The sequence below is a fragment of the Clostridium sp. SHJSY1 genome, assembly GCF_031626875.1.
Classification (GTDB): domain Bacteria; phylum Bacillota; class Clostridia; order Clostridiales; family Clostridiaceae; genus Clostridium.
This window is the reverse complement of record NZ_JANDMF010000010.1, coordinates 1-16,990: the sequence shown is the minus strand read 5'-3', so window position 1 is coordinate 16,990 and position 16,990 is coordinate 1. Positions and strand designations below refer to the sequence as shown.

20 protein-coding genes and 1 pseudogene are annotated in these 16,990 nt (G+C 27.8%); 16 read left to right on the top strand and 5 right to left on the bottom strand.

What is annotated here, in order from left to right:
• The first annotated feature begins 59 nt into the window (after positions 1-59).
• The 7 genes and pseudogenes from NNC19_RS06970 to NNC19_RS06940 form a co-directional block, all read left to right on the top strand.
• Positions 60-977 carry an ABC transporter ATP-binding protein gene (locus tag NNC19_RS06970; RefSeq protein WP_310937906.1) on the top strand — a complete coding sequence of 306 codons (918 nt, stop codon included), beginning with the start codon at positions 60-62 and terminating at the stop codon, positions 975-977.
• A gap of 15 nt (positions 978-992) precedes the next feature.
• Entirely contained in the window at positions 993-1,787 is a 795-nt protein-coding gene (locus NNC19_RS06965) for an ABC transporter permease subunit (RefSeq protein WP_310937905.1), read from the top strand.
• Between the two features lie 117 nt (positions 1,788-1,904).
• Positions 1,905-2,228 (top strand): GNAT family N-acetyltransferase, encoded by a 324-nt coding sequence (locus NNC19_RS06960; protein ID WP_310937904.1) that lies wholly within the window; start codon positions 1,905-1,907, stop codon positions 2,226-2,228.
• An 82-nt stretch (positions 2,229-2,310) separates the two neighbouring features.
• Positions 2,311-2,433 (top strand): hypothetical protein, encoded by a 123-nt coding sequence (locus NNC19_RS06955; protein WP_310937903.1) that lies wholly within the window; start codon positions 2,311-2,313, stop codon positions 2,431-2,433.
• Positions 2,434-2,470: 37 nt separating this feature from the next.
• The gene (locus NNC19_RS06950; RefSeq protein ID WP_310937902.1) at positions 2,471-2,977 is read left to right on the top strand and encodes a flavin reductase; all 507 of its coding nucleotides are present in this window, start codon (positions 2,471-2,473) and stop codon (positions 2,975-2,977) included.
• 132 nt (positions 2,978-3,109) lie between these two features.
• Positions 3,110-3,574, top strand: a complete 465-nt coding sequence (locus NNC19_RS06945) for a pyridoxamine 5'-phosphate oxidase family protein (protein WP_310937901.1) — start codon at positions 3,110-3,112, stop codon at positions 3,572-3,574.
• 16 nt (positions 3,575-3,590) lie between these two features.
• Positions 3,591-3,791: pseudogene (locus NNC19_RS06940) on the top strand (PhzF family phenazine biosynthesis protein); the annotation flags it as partial.
• Positions 3,792-3,874: 83 nt separating this feature from the next.
• On the opposite strand, the gene NNC19_RS06935 reads toward NNC19_RS06940, so the two are convergent.
• On the bottom strand, positions 3,875-4,753 hold the full coding sequence (locus NNC19_RS06935; RefSeq protein ID WP_310937900.1) for a LysR family transcriptional regulator: 879 nt from the start codon (positions 4,751-4,753) through the stop codon (positions 3,875-3,877).
• Between the two features lie 181 nt (positions 4,754-4,934).
• Here NNC19_RS06935 and NNC19_RS06930 point away from each other — a divergent pair, with 181 nt between their 5' ends.
• The 4 genes from NNC19_RS06930 (at position 4,935) to NNC19_RS06915 (ending at position 6,569) form a co-directional block, all read left to right on the top strand.
• The gene (locus tag NNC19_RS06930; RefSeq protein ID WP_310937899.1) at positions 4,935-5,465 is read left to right on the top strand and encodes a cysteine hydrolase family protein; all 531 of its coding nucleotides are present in this window, start codon (positions 4,935-4,937) and stop codon (positions 5,463-5,465) included.
• Between the two features lie 87 nt (positions 5,466-5,552).
• Positions 5,553-6,083 carry a flavoprotein gene (locus NNC19_RS06925; protein ID WP_310937898.1) on the top strand — a complete coding sequence of 177 codons (531 nt, stop codon included), beginning with the start codon at positions 5,553-5,555 and terminating at the stop codon, positions 6,081-6,083.
• A gap of 2 nt (positions 6,084-6,085) precedes the next feature.
• Positions 6,086-6,220 carry a hypothetical protein gene (locus NNC19_RS06920; protein WP_310937897.1) on the top strand — a complete coding sequence of 45 codons (135 nt, stop codon included), beginning with the start codon at positions 6,086-6,088 and terminating at the stop codon, positions 6,218-6,220.
• On the top strand, positions 6,165-6,569 hold the full coding sequence (locus NNC19_RS06915; RefSeq protein ID WP_310937896.1) for a PhzF family phenazine biosynthesis protein: 405 nt from the start codon (positions 6,165-6,167) through the stop codon (positions 6,567-6,569). The genes NNC19_RS06920 and NNC19_RS06915 overlap by 56 nt, the downstream gene beginning before the upstream one ends.
• 71 nt (positions 6,570-6,640) lie before the next feature.
• Here the strand turns inward: NNC19_RS06915 and NNC19_RS06910 are convergent, their stop codons facing one another.
• Positions 6,641-6,817, bottom strand: a complete 177-nt coding sequence (locus NNC19_RS06910) for an HTH domain-containing protein (protein WP_310937895.1) — start codon at positions 6,815-6,817, stop codon at positions 6,641-6,643.
• 217 nt (positions 6,818-7,034) lie between these two features.
• Here NNC19_RS06910 and NNC19_RS06905 point away from each other — a divergent pair, with 217 nt between their 5' ends.
• Positions 7,035-7,892: an MBL fold metallo-hydrolase gene (locus NNC19_RS06905; protein WP_310937894.1), complete on the top strand. Its 858-nt coding sequence runs from the start codon at positions 7,035-7,037 to the stop codon at positions 7,890-7,892.
• 90 nt (positions 7,893-7,982) lie between these two features.
• Here NNC19_RS06905 and NNC19_RS06900 read toward each other — a convergent pair whose 3' ends face one another.
• Positions 7,983-8,576 (bottom strand): TetR/AcrR family transcriptional regulator, encoded by a 594-nt coding sequence (locus NNC19_RS06900; RefSeq protein ID WP_310937893.1) that lies wholly within the window; start codon positions 8,574-8,576, stop codon positions 7,983-7,985.
• 196 nt (positions 8,577-8,772) lie between these two features.
• Between NNC19_RS06900 and NNC19_RS06895 the strand changes: the two genes are divergently transcribed.
• The 3 genes from NNC19_RS06895 (at position 8,773) to NNC19_RS06885 (ending at position 12,872) form a co-directional block, all read left to right on the top strand.
• Positions 8,773-10,770 (top strand): FAD-dependent oxidoreductase, encoded by a 1,998-nt coding sequence (locus NNC19_RS06895; RefSeq protein WP_310937892.1) that lies wholly within the window; start codon positions 8,773-8,775, stop codon positions 10,768-10,770.
• 146 nt (positions 10,771-10,916) lie between these two features.
• Positions 10,917-11,627, top strand: a complete 711-nt coding sequence (locus NNC19_RS06890) for an alpha/beta hydrolase (protein ID WP_310937891.1) — start codon at positions 10,917-10,919, stop codon at positions 11,625-11,627.
• A gap of 255 nt (positions 11,628-11,882) precedes the next feature.
• Complete coding sequence (locus tag NNC19_RS06885; protein WP_310937890.1) at positions 11,883-12,872, top strand: LacI family DNA-binding transcriptional regulator; 990 nt, start codon at positions 11,883-11,885, stop codon at positions 12,870-12,872.
• Between the two features lie 51 nt (positions 12,873-12,923).
• Here NNC19_RS06885 and NNC19_RS06880 read toward each other — a convergent pair whose 3' ends face one another.
• Positions 12,924-13,973 (bottom strand): galactose ABC transporter substrate-binding protein, encoded by a 1,050-nt coding sequence (locus NNC19_RS06880; RefSeq protein WP_310937889.1) that lies wholly within the window; start codon positions 13,971-13,973, stop codon positions 12,924-12,926.
• 108 nt (positions 13,974-14,081) lie between these two features.
• On the bottom strand, positions 14,082-15,182 hold the full coding sequence (locus tag NNC19_RS06875) for an AraC family transcriptional regulator (protein ID WP_310937888.1): 1,101 nt from the start codon (positions 15,180-15,182) through the stop codon (positions 14,082-14,084).
• A 202-nt stretch (positions 15,183-15,384) separates the two neighbouring features.
• Between NNC19_RS06875 and NNC19_RS06870 the strand changes: the two genes are divergently transcribed.
• Positions 15,385-16,671: a family 1 glycosylhydrolase gene (locus NNC19_RS06870; RefSeq protein WP_310937887.1), complete on the top strand. Its 1,287-nt coding sequence runs from the start codon at positions 15,385-15,387 to the stop codon at positions 16,669-16,671.
• The last annotated feature ends 319 nt before the right edge of the window (positions 16,672-16,990 follow it).

Below are 16,990 nucleotides of genomic sequence, written 5' to 3'. Positions count from 1 at the left end.
ATAATAATTTTATGAACTTTTTAGAGGCTTATGCGTTTAATAAATGAGAGGTGAAAATAATGAATGCTATAAATATAGAAAATCTTAAGAAGTCCTATGATGGTAAGAATGATGTTTTGAAAAATATAAGCCTAAGCATACCAAAAGGTGAGATATTTGGTTTCCTTGGACCTAATGGTTCAGGAAAAACCACCACTGTTAGAATTCTTAATGGAATTTTATCTGTAACATCAGGACATGCAGAAATTTTAGGAATACCTGTAGGAGGACGTAATCTTGAGATTCATAAATTGTGTGGAGTTATGACAGAAAGTTCTTTTTGTTATGAAAATCTTACAGCTGAACAAAATTTAATGTTTTTTGGAAAAATGCATGAGATGGAGGAAAAGTTACTTAAGGAACGTACTAATTCTATATTGAAAAGACTAGAACTTATAGATGTTAAAGATAAAAAGGTAAAGTCATTTAGTACAGGAATGAAAAAGAGAGTTTCCTTAGGGTTAGCATTAGTTCATAATCCTCAAATTTTATTTTTAGATGAACCAACCTCTGGTTTAGATCCAGAAAACGCTCTAAATGTTACAAGGCTTATAAAAGAACTTGCTGAAGAAAATGAAGTTACAATTTTTCTGTGTACTCATCAGTTAAAGTATGCTGAAGATATTTGTACATTATATAGTTTTATAAATGATGGAAATATCCTTGGAATAGGTACTTTTGATGAACTAGCTTTAAAGAAAAATGCTTCTGTTAGATTAAAAATTAGAGGAAAAAATATTTCAGAGAAGTTTGGGTTTACATATGAAGAGAATGATATATATAGTAAATCTATTTTAGGAGATAAAGAGGTAAATGATTTAATACAAGGAATAGTTACAACTGGTGGAGAAATTTATGAAGCCAAGCAACAAAAATGGTCTTTAGAAGAATTATACTTTAAATATATTAAAGGCATATCTGATGATATAAAATTATAAGGGGGCTATTATAAAATGAATAGAAATGAAAAAGCATTAATAAACAAAGATATAAATGAAATAGTAAGTTCAAAACGTGTTATTATGCCTATGATTATAGTTCCTATTATTTTGATTGTAGTCATACCAATAGGAATGTTTATAAGTACAATATTTATTGGAAATGATTCAAGTATGCTCATAAAAATGGCTCCACTTTTAAAAAAGTTGCCTTCTGAATATGCTGCATATACTTCATCTCAACTTTTAATAAAAGTAACTGTAAATTATATGTTTCCTTCATATTTTCTTATAATTCCAATAATGTGTTCAGGAATTATTGGAGCAAGTAGCTTTGTAGGAGAAAGGGAACATAAAACTCTAGAGTCATTGCTTTATACACCAATATCTATGGAACAACTGCTTAGAGCAAAGATTTTAGGAGTTTTTTTACCATCTTATGCGGTTACTTTAATTTCATTTATAGTATTTGGAATCATAGTTAATATAGGTGGATTTGTTTATTTCGGAGGTCTTATTTTCCCAGACATAAAATGGCTGATAATAATACTTTGGATTGCACCTGCCATGAATCTAGTATCTTTAATATTTACTGTGATGGTATCAGCAAAGTCAGAAAGTTTCCAGGAAGCGCAGCAAGTAAGTGGACTTCTTGTGATTCCGGTAGCTCTTATATTAGTGGGGCAAGTAACAGGAGTACTTTTATTGAGCAACTTTGTAATGTTTATGGGGGGAATTGGACTGTTTTTTATTGATTATATTCTAATAAAAAAATTTTCTTCTAAGTTCATTCCTGAAAAACTAATTTAGAATTTAAATTTGCTTTATGAATTTTTGTAAAATATATTTTTAGAAATGTGTATATTATCATATAAAATAAGTTATAACTAGTGTTAAAATATAATTTAAAGAAAGGAGCTGAAAAATATGGATTGGAAATATGAAAATGGACGTATATATAGTGAAAATGAAAAAGGTGAACTAATGGCAGAGGCTACTTTTGATGATAGAAAAAATGGAGAAATAAATATAAATCATGTTTATGTTAATCCAGTATTAAGAGGAAAAGGTGTAGCTAATAAAATAATGGAAGTTGTGGTTGAAAGTTTAAGAGAAAGAGGAATTAAAGCAACAGCAACTTGTTCATATGCTAATAGTTGGTTCAAAAAGAATGAGAAGTTATATTCAGATGTAATTTCAGAAGATATGTGGAATCAATCAGTTTCATGCAAAATAGGTGGAAATCATTAGTTGAGTGATTTAAATTTCTAATATTAGAATTAACCCTATATATATAGTGGGGAAAAATAGATATAGCATAAAGGATGTAAAAGTGAAAAGAAATTCAGAGGGAGAAACAGGTAAGGAAAATCTCCTTCTTTTTTGTTATAATAAAAGGAAGAAACGTGATTTTAAAGCTATTACTGGAAAGTTAAATAAGATATTAATATTATAAAATTAATGAATACATATTATTATATGGAGGTTAAGTTATGAGTACATTTAAGGAAATTTCAGCAGAATCATTTGATTTCAGCCCATTTAGCATGATAAGTAAAGGTATGCTTATTACAGCAGAGAAGGATGGAAAAGTAAATAGTATGACTGCATCTTGGGGTGGACTAGGAGTTATGTGGAGAAAAAATGTTGCATATATAGTAGTTAGAGATAGTCGTTATACTAAAGAATTTATCGATAATTCAGATTCATTTTCTCTTTCTTTCTTAGAAAATGAGAAATATGGAGAAGTTCTTAAGTATATGGGAACAGTATCTGGAAGAGATGAAGATAAAATAAAAGGAGCAAAAGTAACAGTAGGATATCATAAAGAAATTCCTTATATTGATGAGGCTTCAATTGTTTTAGTATGCAAGAAAATGTGTTGTCAACCAATCTTACCAGAAAGTTTTGCTATGGATGAAATTGATGAGCAGTTTTATAAGGATAAAGATTATCACAATCTTTATATTGGAGAAATTTTAGAGATCTTAGCACGTTAAGTGGTATAAAATTATTTTATAATTAGAAAGGGATGCTTAGAAGAATAAAGCTTTTTAAGTATTCCTTTTTTATAATAAATCTAATAATTCAATATCAGTTATATAAGATAAATAAAAGGAGGGAGAATATTTATGTATAAAGAAATGAGAAGAAAAGATCGAGAAATTCAAATAGAAGAGGTTAAAGAAATTTTAATTAAAGAGCAGTACGGAGTTTTATCAACTATAAGCAAAGATGAATATCCATATGGAGTTCCAATAAGTTATGTTTATTTAGATAATGCTATATATTTTCATAGTGCTAATGAAGGACATAAATTAGATAATATATTTAATAATGATAAAGTATCTTTTTGTGTAGTTGGAAAAACATGTGTTTTACCAGATAAATTTAGTACAAATTATGAAAGTGTAGTTATATTTGGAGATGCTAATGAAGTTTTTGATAAAGAAAAAAACAAAGTTCTTATAGAAATATTAAAAAAATATTCACCAGAGCATTTAGAAAAAGGGAAAGTCTATATTAAGAATGCAGGATCAAAAACTAAGGTGATAAAAATAAATATTAATCATATTTCAGGAAAAGCTAGAAAATAAATTGTCATCTATTTAAAATTCATTGGAGCCAAAGTATGATGAATTATCTAAATTAAGCAGTATAATTGGCTGTAATGGATATTATGTATTTACTAATGAGTCTAATGAAAGTGATATTTTGATACATGGAAGGATGTTTGCACCAGCTATAGGAATTAATGAAGATCCTGTCACTGGAAATGCAGTAATAGCATTTAAGTCACAATTAACAGTATAAGATTAATTAAAATTAGAGGCAGAGAGATTTTATATAACTAATCTCACTGCCTTTAGTTATTAAAAAACTTAAGTAGTAGTAAGTTAATTTGAAAAAGTTGGCATAATGTTAGATAACAACTGATTTACTGCAATTGAGTTAAGCTTATGTTTATTTATTAGCATATAACTATCCATAGTTGGTGCTGAACTTTCTAATAAATCTACTTTTACTAGAGAGCCATCATTAAGAGCATTGGTTACAGCTGGTTCTAAAATAAAGCTATAACCAATACCTGCTTTCAAAAAAGGAATTACATTACTGCTAATATTTATGTCAAGTGGATAAACATAATTTCGTGGGAATATGGAATAAAACCATTCTTCAAAGGATTCGGTAAGAATTGATGAAGATAGTAATTGCAGATTTCTAAGTTCATCATTTGTAATGGGATAAGAAGAATTATAATTTTGTGGACTAGTAACTAATATTATTTCATCATTAAAAAAAGGTGTTGATATGAATTTTGGAGATTTCATGTTGAAGTATGTGAATGCTATATCTAATTTATCTTCATGAAGCATTTGTAATAGCTTTTCACTATGTTCAATAGTAACTTGTACTGAGATGTTTTTATTTTGTTGCATATATTTAATAATCATTCCTTCTACATGGCAATCATAAATAGAATGAACAACACCTATATTAATTGAATCCTTAAATAGTTCTAAAGATTTTAGTCTAGATATAGCTGACTCATGAATGCTTAATAATTGTTTAGCGTAGGGAAGAAAGACTTCTCCAGCATTTGATAGAACAACATTTTTATTTGTTCTTATAAACAATGATTCTCCTAAAGAGTGTTCAAGATGTTTAATTCGGCTTGTTACTGTAGATTGAACAACATGAAGTTGTTCAGCTGTTTTTGTAAAATTTTTCAGATTAGCTAGAAGAATGAAAGTTTTCAAAAGTTCATAATCCATATTGTAATAGCTCCTTATAATCAATATTTTTGATAATTGCTATTTGATTTATTCGTTATACAAAGAGAAAAACCTCTTTTATAATTTAAAATATAAATAGTTGTGAAGAAATATAAGAAAAATTTCATGTGGATTTTGTATAATAGCATATCCTATTGGAACAAAATGAAAGGAAGAGATTATGAGCAAATTTGTTTTATTAGTTGTAGATGTTCAAAATGCATTAATTGGAGGGAATCCTTATAACAAGAAAAAAGTAATAGATAATATAAAAAAAATAATTTCAGTAGCTAGAGAAAATAATACAGAGGTTATATATGTAAGACATGATGATGGAGAGGGAAGTGAACTTGAAAAAGGATCAGATGGATGGCAAATCTATCATGAAATAGCTCCAAATAGTAATGAAGTAATCATCGAAAAGCAATATAATAGTGCTTTCTTTAAAACTGGATTAAGGAAGTATTTAGAAAGTAAAAGTGTAGATACTATTGTACTAGCTGGACTTCAGACAGAATATTGTATTGATGCAACTTGTAAAAGTGCCTTTGATCTTGGTTATAAAATAATTTTTCCAGAAGAAACAAATACAACTTTTGGGAATGAGTATTTATCTGGAGAAAAACTTTATGAATTTTATAATTATAAGATTTGGAATAATAGATTTGCAAAAGTATGTAAGATGGATGAGATAATAGAGAAAATGTTATAGAAAAGTAATTTGTTTAAATAATACACTAAAATGGTAATATGTTATAATATTTACAAATAAATAATCTAAGATTAGAGAGGTGTAAATATGCTTAAAGGGAAAAAAATTGTAGTTGCTATTACTGGTTGTAGTCCTGCAATAAAGGCTTTAGATATTATAGCAGAATTGAAAAAATTAAATGCAGATGTTCATGTTGTTATGACTAAAAATTCTACAAATTTTCTAACTCCACTTATGGTTCAAAGAAGTATTAAACATCCAGTTCAAATTGATGCATTTGAATTACCTAAAACATGGGATGAAAATCATGAATCTTTATCAAAAAATACAGATTTGTTACTGATTGCTCCAGCTTCAGCTAACATTTTAGGAAAGGCAGCTAATGGAATTGCAGATGATTTATTATCTGTTACTATTATGTCATTTAGAGGACCTAAGTTAATAGCAACACATATTAATGATATGATGTATAATAGTCCAAGCGTAAAGAGAAATGTAAAAACATTAATAGGTGATGGATTTGTTTTTGTTAATAATGAAAATAATGAGCATCCATCCATATTTCCTAGTAAGGAACAAATAATAAATATGGTTTTTAAAGTATTAGAAGGAAAATAATTATGAGAGAGAAAGATTTTTATGTAGTTAATAGTTTTGGAAAAGAAGCTTTTCAAGGAAATCCAGCAGCAGTATTTGTAGATGCTAGTGATATTAATAGTTCCAATAAAGTCATTAGATGCTTTAATGAATATTAAGAGAAATATTCAGCCTCTTAAAGAATTTTGCAATAGTTTAAAGGTGAATGAGATTCAAGCTTTTACCTTTGAAACTTACAATAAGAAATATACTTTACATACAAGAAATATATGTCCAAGAAAAGGCATCGAGGACCCAGGATGTGGTGTGGGGAATGCCGCATTAGGAGCTTATCTATTAAAAAATAGATATTGTGGACAAGATGAACTTAAAATAAGTGCAGAGCAAGGTGCAATTGTAAACATGCCTTGTTTTATTGAAACTCATTCTTATAGAGACAATGATACTATAAAAGTTGAGGTAGGAGGAATAGGTAAAACAATGATTAAGGGAAGTTTGTTTTTATAATATATATCTAAATAAATAGGGAACGCTTATGAGAAAAGTGCTCTCTATTTATTTAAAGATATTAATTTTTACTATTTTTCTACAGAATAAAAACATCTTTTTGGAGATATTATTTTTTCCTCATCCTTAAGCTTTTTTATTGCTTTATCAACTTCTTTTTTATCTACACCAAGAGCTTCAGCAATTTCTCCAGCTTTCATAGCATCTTCTTTAGCAAGTAAATCTAATATTTGTTCTTGTAAATCCATTTTAAACACAACCTTTCTATATTTATTTTATTATTATGACAAAATTTTATTTCTAGTTCAAGTGTTTTGTAAATTTTTATTAATAAATAATTATTATTGAAAAAGAAGTTTTTGAGTATGTCTTTAGAAGCTACTATGAATGAAATTTATGATAGTTTTCAAATATAAATTTGTTGAAAATTTCTATACAATAATTATGAAAGAAGGAAGAAACTTTATGGAGAAAAATAAAAATGTTAATAGAAATAATCCACAATGGCTACTTATTCAAGGGTGTGAAAGACCATGGGAAGTAGCTATAGAGCCATTTAAAGTTGCACCACATGTATATTATGTAGGAAATAGTTGGGTAGGAGCATATTTAATTGAGACTGTTGAAGGATTGATTCTTATTGATGCTACTATGCATAATCAAGTATATCTTCTGTTAGAGAATATTAGAAAATTGGGATTTGATCCTAAAGATATAAAAATTATTCTGTTAAGTCATGTACATTATGATCATTGTGGAGGTATTTATCCCATAAAAGAATATACTGGAGCAAAGTTATATATTGGGAAAGAAGATGAATATTTTTTAACAGAAAGACCTGATTTAATATATACAGAAGGATATCCTTTTGGAATATTTAAGGCAGATGAATATTATGATGATAATAAAGTAATAATTCTTGGAAATATGATAATTCATACACTTCACACACCAGGGCACACGCCAGGAACTACATCATTCTTTTTTGATGATAAGGATCAAAAAGGAAATGTGTATCACTGTGGAATGCATGGTGGAATTGGGTTAAACACATTAGATGATGAAAATATTAAAAAGAGTGGATGGCCTGTTTCTATAAGAGAAGAGTTTTTAAACAGTCTTTTAAAGGTTAGAAATATGAAAATTGATATTGTACTTGGTTCACATCCCAGTCAAGTTAATATGCTTGAAAAAATAGAAGAAATTACTGATACATTCAACCCATATCTTGATGAATCTTTATGGGCAAAATTTATAGATAGAAGAATAGAGATGATAAAAAAAATAATGGAAACATCTAAGTTAACTGTTGGAAGCAGATAATTAGAAAAGAAAACATCAATAATATAAATAAGAATTATTGATGTTTTTCTATTATTTATAAATATTGATATATAGTTAAAGGTATGTAAATTAGCTATTAGTTTTAAATATAGTAATAAGTAATGAAATATACTTATGTATAGCATCTACAACATTATATGTATCATCATTTAGACACCAATCATAAACAAGTCCCCTAGCTGAAATAAATAGATAATCGCATATTTCTTCAGATGACATGTCAGATTTTATTTCGTTTTTATTTTGACCTTCAATTATAATTTCTTGAAGTAAGGTCTGCATAGCTCTTCCTTTTTGAGGAAATATTTTATTGTTAGAATTGTATAATTGCTTCATTATATCAATACCAACTATATCGTTATATTTTCCATAATGGTTAAAGAATTCAATTATTTTATCTAAACTATTAGTATTTTTAAGATTATTTTTTACTTCATTTTCAAAATAATTATCAGCTCGTTTATACACTTCTAAAAGTATATCGTTTTTTGAATTAAAATAATTATAAAAAGAACCTACAGATACACCTGCCTGTTTGCATATATCTTCAATTTTTAACTTTTCATATCCTTGTTTCTCTAGCAATTCCATTGAAATTTTATAAAGTTTATTTTTAGTTTTTAATGCTTGTTGTTGACGACTGGTTAATGATTGATTTTTCATATATTGTTCTCCTCAAAATGTTCTAAAACTAATTATATTTTATTTAAAAAATTTGTCAAATAAGATGACTGGTTAATATAATTTCGACAAAAAAGATTGACAAATATGTAACGAAGAAATTATAATGAGGTTATTCAGTGAATTGATTCAGTGAATTTATTCGTAAGAAAGTTAATTATGAGTGGAGGGTTTTAAAATGAAAGCAAAATATCAAAATCTTTTTGAACCAATAAAAATTGGGAAACTAGAAATTAAAAACAGATTTGTAATGGCACCTATGGGTCCAGGGGGACTATGTGATGCAGATGGAACTTATAATGAACGTGGAGTAGAATATTATGTTGAAAGAGCAAAGGGTGGAACTGGGCTTATTATGACTGGTGTTACCATGGTTGAAAACGATATAGAAAAATGTGCTCTACCATCAATGCCATGCCCTACATTAAATCCTCTTAACTTTGTTAAGACTGGTAAGTTAATGACTGAAAGAATACATGCTCATGGTGCTAAAATATTTCTTCAATTATCAGCTGGTTTTGGAAGAGTTAGTATACCTTCAATAGTAGGAAAAACAGCTGTAGCTCCATCTCCAATCCCACATAGATGGATTGAAGGTGTTACTTGTAGAGAATTAACAGTTGAAGAAATTAAAACATATGTGAGAAAATTTGCTGAGTCAGCTGCCATTGCAAAAAAAGCAGGCTTTGATGGAGTTGAAATACATGCAGTTCATGAAGGATATCTTTTAGATCAATTTGCAATTTCTTTCTTTAATAATAGAACAGATGAATATGGTGGAAGTTTAAGAAATAGATTAAGATTTGCTATAGAAATAGTACAAGCTATTAAAGAAGCATGTGGACAAGATTTTCCAGTTTCTTTACGTTATAGTATAAAGAGTTTTATAAAAGATTGGAAACAAGGAGCTCTACCAGGAGAAGAATTTGAAGAAAAGGGTAGAGATATAGAAGAAGGTATAGAAGCAGCTAAGATACTTGAAGAAGCAGGATATGATGCTTTTAATGGAGATGTTGGTTCATATGATTCATGGTATTGGAGTCATCCACCAATGTATCAGGAAAAGGGCTTATATTTACCGTATAACGAAATCTTGAAGAATGTTCTTAAGGTTCCAGTTATAACTGCAGGAAGAATGGAAGACCCAGAACTAGCTAGTAGTGCAATAGAAGATGGAAAAACAGATATGATAGCTCTTGGAAGACCACTACTTGCAGATGCAGAAATACCAAATAAGATACTAGCTGATGAATATGATAAAGTAAGACCATGTCTTTCTTGTCAAGAAGGATGTATGGGAAGATTAGCGTCATATGCAACAATCTCTTGTGCCGTTAACCCTGCTTGTGGAAGAGAAAATGAATATGGAGTAAAACCTGCTGAAGTTAAAAAGTCAGTAGTAATAGTAGGTGGAGGAGTAGCTGGTCTTGAATCAGCAAGAGTCTGTGCAATTAAAGGGCATAAAGTTACATTGCTTGAAAAAACAGATAGACTTGGTGGAAATATAATACCAGGTGGAGTTCCTGATTTTAAAGATGATGATAGAGCTTTAGCTAAATGGTATACTAATGAATTAAAGAGTTTAAATATAGAAGTTCATTATAATACAACAGTTACAAAAGAAATGATTAAAGAATTAAAAGCAGATGAAATTATTTTAGCTACAGGATCTACTCCAAGAATTCTTAATATAGATGATTCTAAAAAAGTATTTACTGCAGAAGATGTACTTTTAGGAAGAAAAGATGCTGGAGAATCAACAGTTATTATAGGAGCAGGACTTGTTGGATGTGAAACAGCTTTATGGTTAGCTGACCAAGGTAAAAAAGTTACTCTTGTAGAATTACAAGATGGTATATTAAAAGTTGGTGGACCATTATGTCATGCTAATGAGGATATGCTTAAGGACTTAGTTAATTTTAAGGATATTGACCTTAGATTAAATACTTCTGTAATTGGAGCAACAGATAATGGATTTATATTAAAATCAGGAGATAAAGAAGAAGTTATAGAAGCTGATTCTGCTATAGTTTGTATTGGATATGTTTCAGAAAAAAGTTTATATAATGAAATAAAATTTGAAAGACCAAAAGTTCATTTAGTTGGAGATGCAAGTCAAGTACAAAATATTATGTATGCTATATGGAATGCATATGAGGTTGCAAGAAATATATAGATTAAAATAAATATGATAAGAGCCATTTTCTTTATGAAAATGGCTCTTATCATATTTGAAATTATTGTTATAAATATACTTAAACTATATAATGTTAATAAGGATTATAAAGGTATGGAGGCAATTTGATAAAAGAGGAGAGAATTATGGTTATAAAACAAAATTTGAAAATAGAAAATATCCCTGCAATTTTATGGGGAGATAACTCGGACAAACTATTTATAGCAGTACACGGGAATATGTCAAATAAATCTGATAATGTAATTGTTAAGTTTGCAGAAGAGGCAGTAGGAAAAGGGTATCAAGTACTTAGTTTCGATTTACCAGAACATGGTGAGCGTAAATATGAAGTATATCCATGTAAAGTTCAAAATTGTGTTCATGATTTAAAAATAATAATGCATTATGTAAAAACATTAACAAATAATATAAGCATATTTGCTTGTAGTATGGGTGTATATTTTAGTTTACTATCATATAAGGATGAGTTCATAAATGAAGCACTATTTCTTTCTCCAGTTGTAGATATGGAACGTATAATAAATAATATGATGAAATGGATTAATGTAACTAAAGAGCAATTAAAAGTGGAAAAGGAGATTTTAACACCTATTGGACAAACATTATATTGGGATTATTATTGTTATGTTAAAGAGAATCCTATAAATAAATGGGATGTTAATACATCTATACTTTATGGAGGTAAAGATGATTTGTGTGAAGCAGATGCTATATTGAATTTTTCTGAAAAGTTTAATTGCAAATTAGATATAATGGAAGAGGGAGAACACTATTTTCATACTGAAGAACAAATAGAAATGTTTGGAGGCTGGTTGAAAAATACATTGTTTAGATAAATGTAATGTGGAGGATAGATATGCTGTTATTACAATTTATGAAAATAGCAGAATTGAGATACAAGGTATAAAAGGAAGTTATCAAAATATCTCACCTAAAGAGTTAGATGTTGGATAAATTTAGAATGGATGTTCTATATTACCGAAAATATCTTCATTAAAAGAGGAAGATTGAAATATGAATTGACTTTTTAGTAAAAAAAAATTAAAATTTTACTAAAGATAAGAGAGAGATAAAACAAGTGGAGGTTAAACATGGCAACAATTAAAGATATAGCAGAAAGAGCTGGAGTATCAATTTCTACTGTTTCAAGGGTACTTAACTATGATCCAACCATATCAACAAGTAATGAGACTAAAAAAAGAATTTTTGAAATTGCATCAGAGCTTTCATATGATAAACATATTAATAAAAAGAAAAGTAATAATAGAGTTGCCATAGTTAAGTGGTATACAGAAGAAGAAGAATTAAATGATTTATATTATTTATCTATAAGACTTGGAATAGAAAAAAAATGTAAGGAACTGAATTTTGGAGTTGTAATGTATACTCAAGATAATATTTCTCAAATAAAAGATGAAAATATACAAAATATTATAGCTGTTGGAAAGTTTAGCAAAGATGAAATAAATAGATTTACTAACGGCGATTCTAATATTATATTTGTAGATTATTCGCCAAATGAAAATATTTATGATTCTGTTGTAACAAATTTTGAATTAGCAACTAAAAATGTAGTAGATCATTATATTGAAAAAGGACATAAAAACATAGGATATATTGGTGGGATTGAATTTTTTAAAGATAAGAGTGATTATGTAGATGATATTAGAGGAATAACATTAAAGACTTATTTAAAAAAGCTTAAGTTATATAGTGATAAAAATATTTTTATAGGTAAGTTTACAGTTGATGATGGATATAGCTTAATGAAACAAGCAATTGTAGAGTTAAAAGAAGAGTTACCAACAGCCTTTTTTGTAGCTAATGATACCATGGCAATTGGTGCATTAAGAGCGCTTACAGAACATGGGATAGAAGTTCCTAATAGAGTTAATATAATTGGGGCCAATGATATAAGTGTAGCTCAGTATTTAAATCCACCATTAAGTTCAGTAAAAGTTCATACTGAAAATATGGGAGAAACTGCTGTAGAACTACTGTTAGAAAGAATAAATGGGAGAACTATAGCTAAAAAGGTTAGTTTATCAACAGAGTTAATTATAAGAAGCAGTTCTTTTTAAGAATATTTAATAGATTAAATTTAAGGAAAGTCATTATGGCTTTCCTTAAATTTATGAAAAATTAGGTTTATTTACATATTTATCGTAAGGAAGCGTAAATATAACAACTCCATTTTTAAAGCTGTAAGGCGTATTTGCCACAGGACTTAAATTGTTAGTTAGGTTTATTCCCAATGTATATAGTATTTCAGCAATATCTTTTGTATCTTGAATAATTGTGCCAAGCATAAATCCTTGGTCTATTAAAGTTTTTGCTTCTTGTATTCCATCTACACCAACAACAGCTATATATTTGGATTTATCACCTTTGTTATATCCATATTTCTGTAGTATTTCTATAGCACCTATGGCCATTGGATCATTGTTTGAAATTATTGCTTCAATTTTACCTCCATATCTAAGAAATAAATTATCAATAGCCTCTTTTGCGATTTCTTTGGACCAATTAGCAGTTACCTTTGCAATTTCTTCTGTTTTTATTCCAGCTTTATTAATTGTCTGAATAGAGTGTTTTGATCTTTCCATTGATACTACATTATTAACTTGACCAGTTAACATAATATATTGAATAGTATCATCATGATTTTTATCTATTAGATTTTTATTAGTATTCCATAAATCAATAATAATATTAGCTTCATTAATACCAGATTGTTCTGCATTTATTGATGCAAAAACAACTTTATTATAAATTTTAGAAATTTTTGTTGCTATTTCTGGGTTAACTTCAAATAGAATTAATGGTATGTTTTTTTGTTTTACTCTTTCAACAATTTCTGTCACTGAATGTTCATCAGTTTCTGCTAAAGTTGCTATAATAAAATCAGTATTAGGTAAAGAATCTATTGCTAAAACTTGATTATGTATATTATTTATTCCATCATAAAAAGTAAAATGTACTTTGTCTTTATTTTCTTTTTCAATAGCTTCAAAACTATTTTTTAATCTCAATGTAAATGAATCACTAAAGTTATATAATAATACAGCAACATTGGCTATTGCTTTTGAGTTTGAATTAGGCAATACACCAGTTGGAGTAGTATCTATTAATAAAAATGAAATTAGTATAACTATAATAAATGTAATTGTTTTCTTTAACATTTATTTTATCCTCCGTATTAATATGCTATTTATAGTGTGTCATATTATGTTATGTATAAAAGTAAAGTTTATTCAAAATTATTGTAATAACTAGTATAGGTATTATGGTTAAATTAAAATAGATTTTCTAAATTGTTGTGGTGATTTTTCATAGTATTTTTTAAAGGTTCTAGAAAAATGATCAACTGAATTATACCCAACATATTCAGAAACTTTTTCTATAGATAAATTAGTATTAATAAGATAATCTTTAGCATCAGCCATTTTTAACTTTGTTATAAGTGAAGTGAATTTTAAACCAATATTTTTTTTTATTAATGTGCTTAAATGAGCTTCACTGTAATGAAAATGTTCAGCCAGGTTTTTTAATGTAAGATTTCTATAATTATGTTGGATATATTGTAAGATTTCTGAAAAATCATTTTCAGAATTGTCATTAAAAAATTGTATTGTTTTAACATGATTTCTTAAGATGTTGGCAAAAAGTATATTAACCCAACTAATACTACAGTTATTAAAGTAAATATCACCTTTATAATTTTCCATAACTAGATTCTTTATAGTAAGTTTAATATCAGCAGAATTATTAGTAGAGAATAAAAGGTAATTAGGAGATGTTTGCTTATAAAGTATTTGTCTAAAAAAATAAGAAAGCAAGTCTTTTTGTGAAAGTAGGGAAAAGAATGAACTATCAAAAGTACTTTTTTTTATTGCAATGATTATTATAATAGAATCACTATCATTCACAATAATATTATGCAAAGAATTTGGGGCCACAATGCATAGTTCTCCTTCAACAAGCATACACCTTTCTTTTTCAAATAGAAATTCACAACTACCTTTAAACACATAGGAAATTTCAAAGTAATTATGAGAGTGAAATTTATCACTTAAATAATTGAAATGTCTAATTATGAGAATGTCACTATTTTCAGAAAGTATATCTGATTCACCTATTTCAGTACTAGAACTAAGTTTAATTATATTATTTATGTTAATAGGTAATTTATATAAAAATTCTTCAAATTTTTTATCAGATAAGGTATATGTTAATAACTCATAAGGAATGGTAGGTTTAGTAGTAATATATTTTTCTTCTTTGTACATTTCCATAACAACTTCTATGAAACTTTTCTTTTTTCCGCAATATAAATAAGATTCTGTTAGAACTTTTTGGAGCATTCCAGAGGTTATGTACATGTTATTCATTAAATTTCACTGTCCTTTCATTTTGTAACTAGTATATCAAAATTGAAAATTAGGAACAATGTTATATTTTATAAATTGAAAGAATTTTAAACTTCACTAAAAATGAATCTAAAAAAAAGTCGGATTCTTATAAAATGATTACATGGAGTGTAGTAGTAACAGGTGTTAAAATGTTTACATAGAGATAAGAGGAGTGATGGATTTGTTAGATATATTTCAATATCCTGAAATAAAGTTCCCTAAAGGATTTTTATGGGGAGCATCTACAGCAGGAGCTCAAATAGAAGGGAATAATTGTTCTTACCACGATGACAAAGAGTTAGCATCAAAATTTGCTTTTGGAGGAATTCCATATGAATTTCCTAAGATGGCCTGTAATAGTTATGAATTTTACGAAGAAGATATTAAATTAATAAAAAGTATGAATCTAAATTTGTATCGTATGTCATTAGAATGGTGCAGAATAGAACCTGAAAAAGGGCAATTTAATCAGGAAGCAATGAAACATTATTTGAAAGTATTATCAAGATTAAAAGAAGAAGGAATCAATATATGTTTAACATTACATCATGTTTCACATCCAGTATGGTTTCATAAAAAAGGAGCCTTTTCAACACTTGATAATATGAAGAATTGGGAAGAATATTTGCAATATGTAGTACCAAAAGTAGCCCAGTATGTAGATTATTGGCTTGTTTTAAATGAACTTAATCTTCCATTTGAATATTCACTAGGAGAAAGACTTAATATGGTACAATATCATGCTAGGGGATATCATATTGTTAAAAAATATTCCTCTAAACCAGTAAGTTCTGCACATTCTTACTCAGAGAAGCAACCAAAAAGAGGTTATAATGACAGGCTCGACAAACTTGTTGCAGAATATACTGACTATGTTGAAAATGAATTCTTTTTTCATGCTATACGTACAGGTGAAATTACAGCCCCCTTTACAGATATGAAATTTGTACCAGAAGTAAAAGGAACTTGTGACTATTGGGCACTTAATACTTATATAAGACAGATGATGGATGGACATAGAGAAAATTTTCGTAGTGATCCTTACAATGCTACAAGATTTAAAGCAATTGAAACACCATTTTATACAGAAGAAATATGTCCAGATGTTATGATTCAAATGCTTATGAGAATGAATGATAAGCCAGTGTTTATTACAGAAAATGGAATTGCTACAAATGATGATAGATATAGAATTGTTTATCTAGCATCAATGCTTCAAGCATTAAATGAAGCTATAGGAATGGGAGCAGATGTAATTGGATATTCTCATTGGTCATTGCTTGATAACTGGGAATGGGGAAGTTATAATCCAACATTTGGGCTTGCTACGGTAAATAGAGAAACTTTTGAAAGAACTATAAAAACAAGTGGAAAGTTTTATGGAGACTTAGCAAAAAATAATGGATATGATCAATCAATTATAAGGAAATATTTAAATGAACTACCATCCATAATTAATTTTAAATAACCAAAACTAATAAGAAGAAAAAGTAATATTTATATTATGTTAAAGACTTAACTAAAAAAATTTAATGAAATTATAAATTATTACTTTATCTTTTTATATTTAAATGATGAAAAAATATTCTGAAATATTTTTTGGAATGAATGATAACGTTTAAATAAAAAGTGAAAATGGAGGAGAAATTTATGAAAAATCAAGAATTTCAAAAAACACCTTTTGCAAGACTTCTAGTTGGGGCAGTTCTTGGATTAGGGACATCAATAGCACCTCTAGTACTTTTAGGATTTGGTCTTGCAACATTTAATATCATTAGAATCGTTGG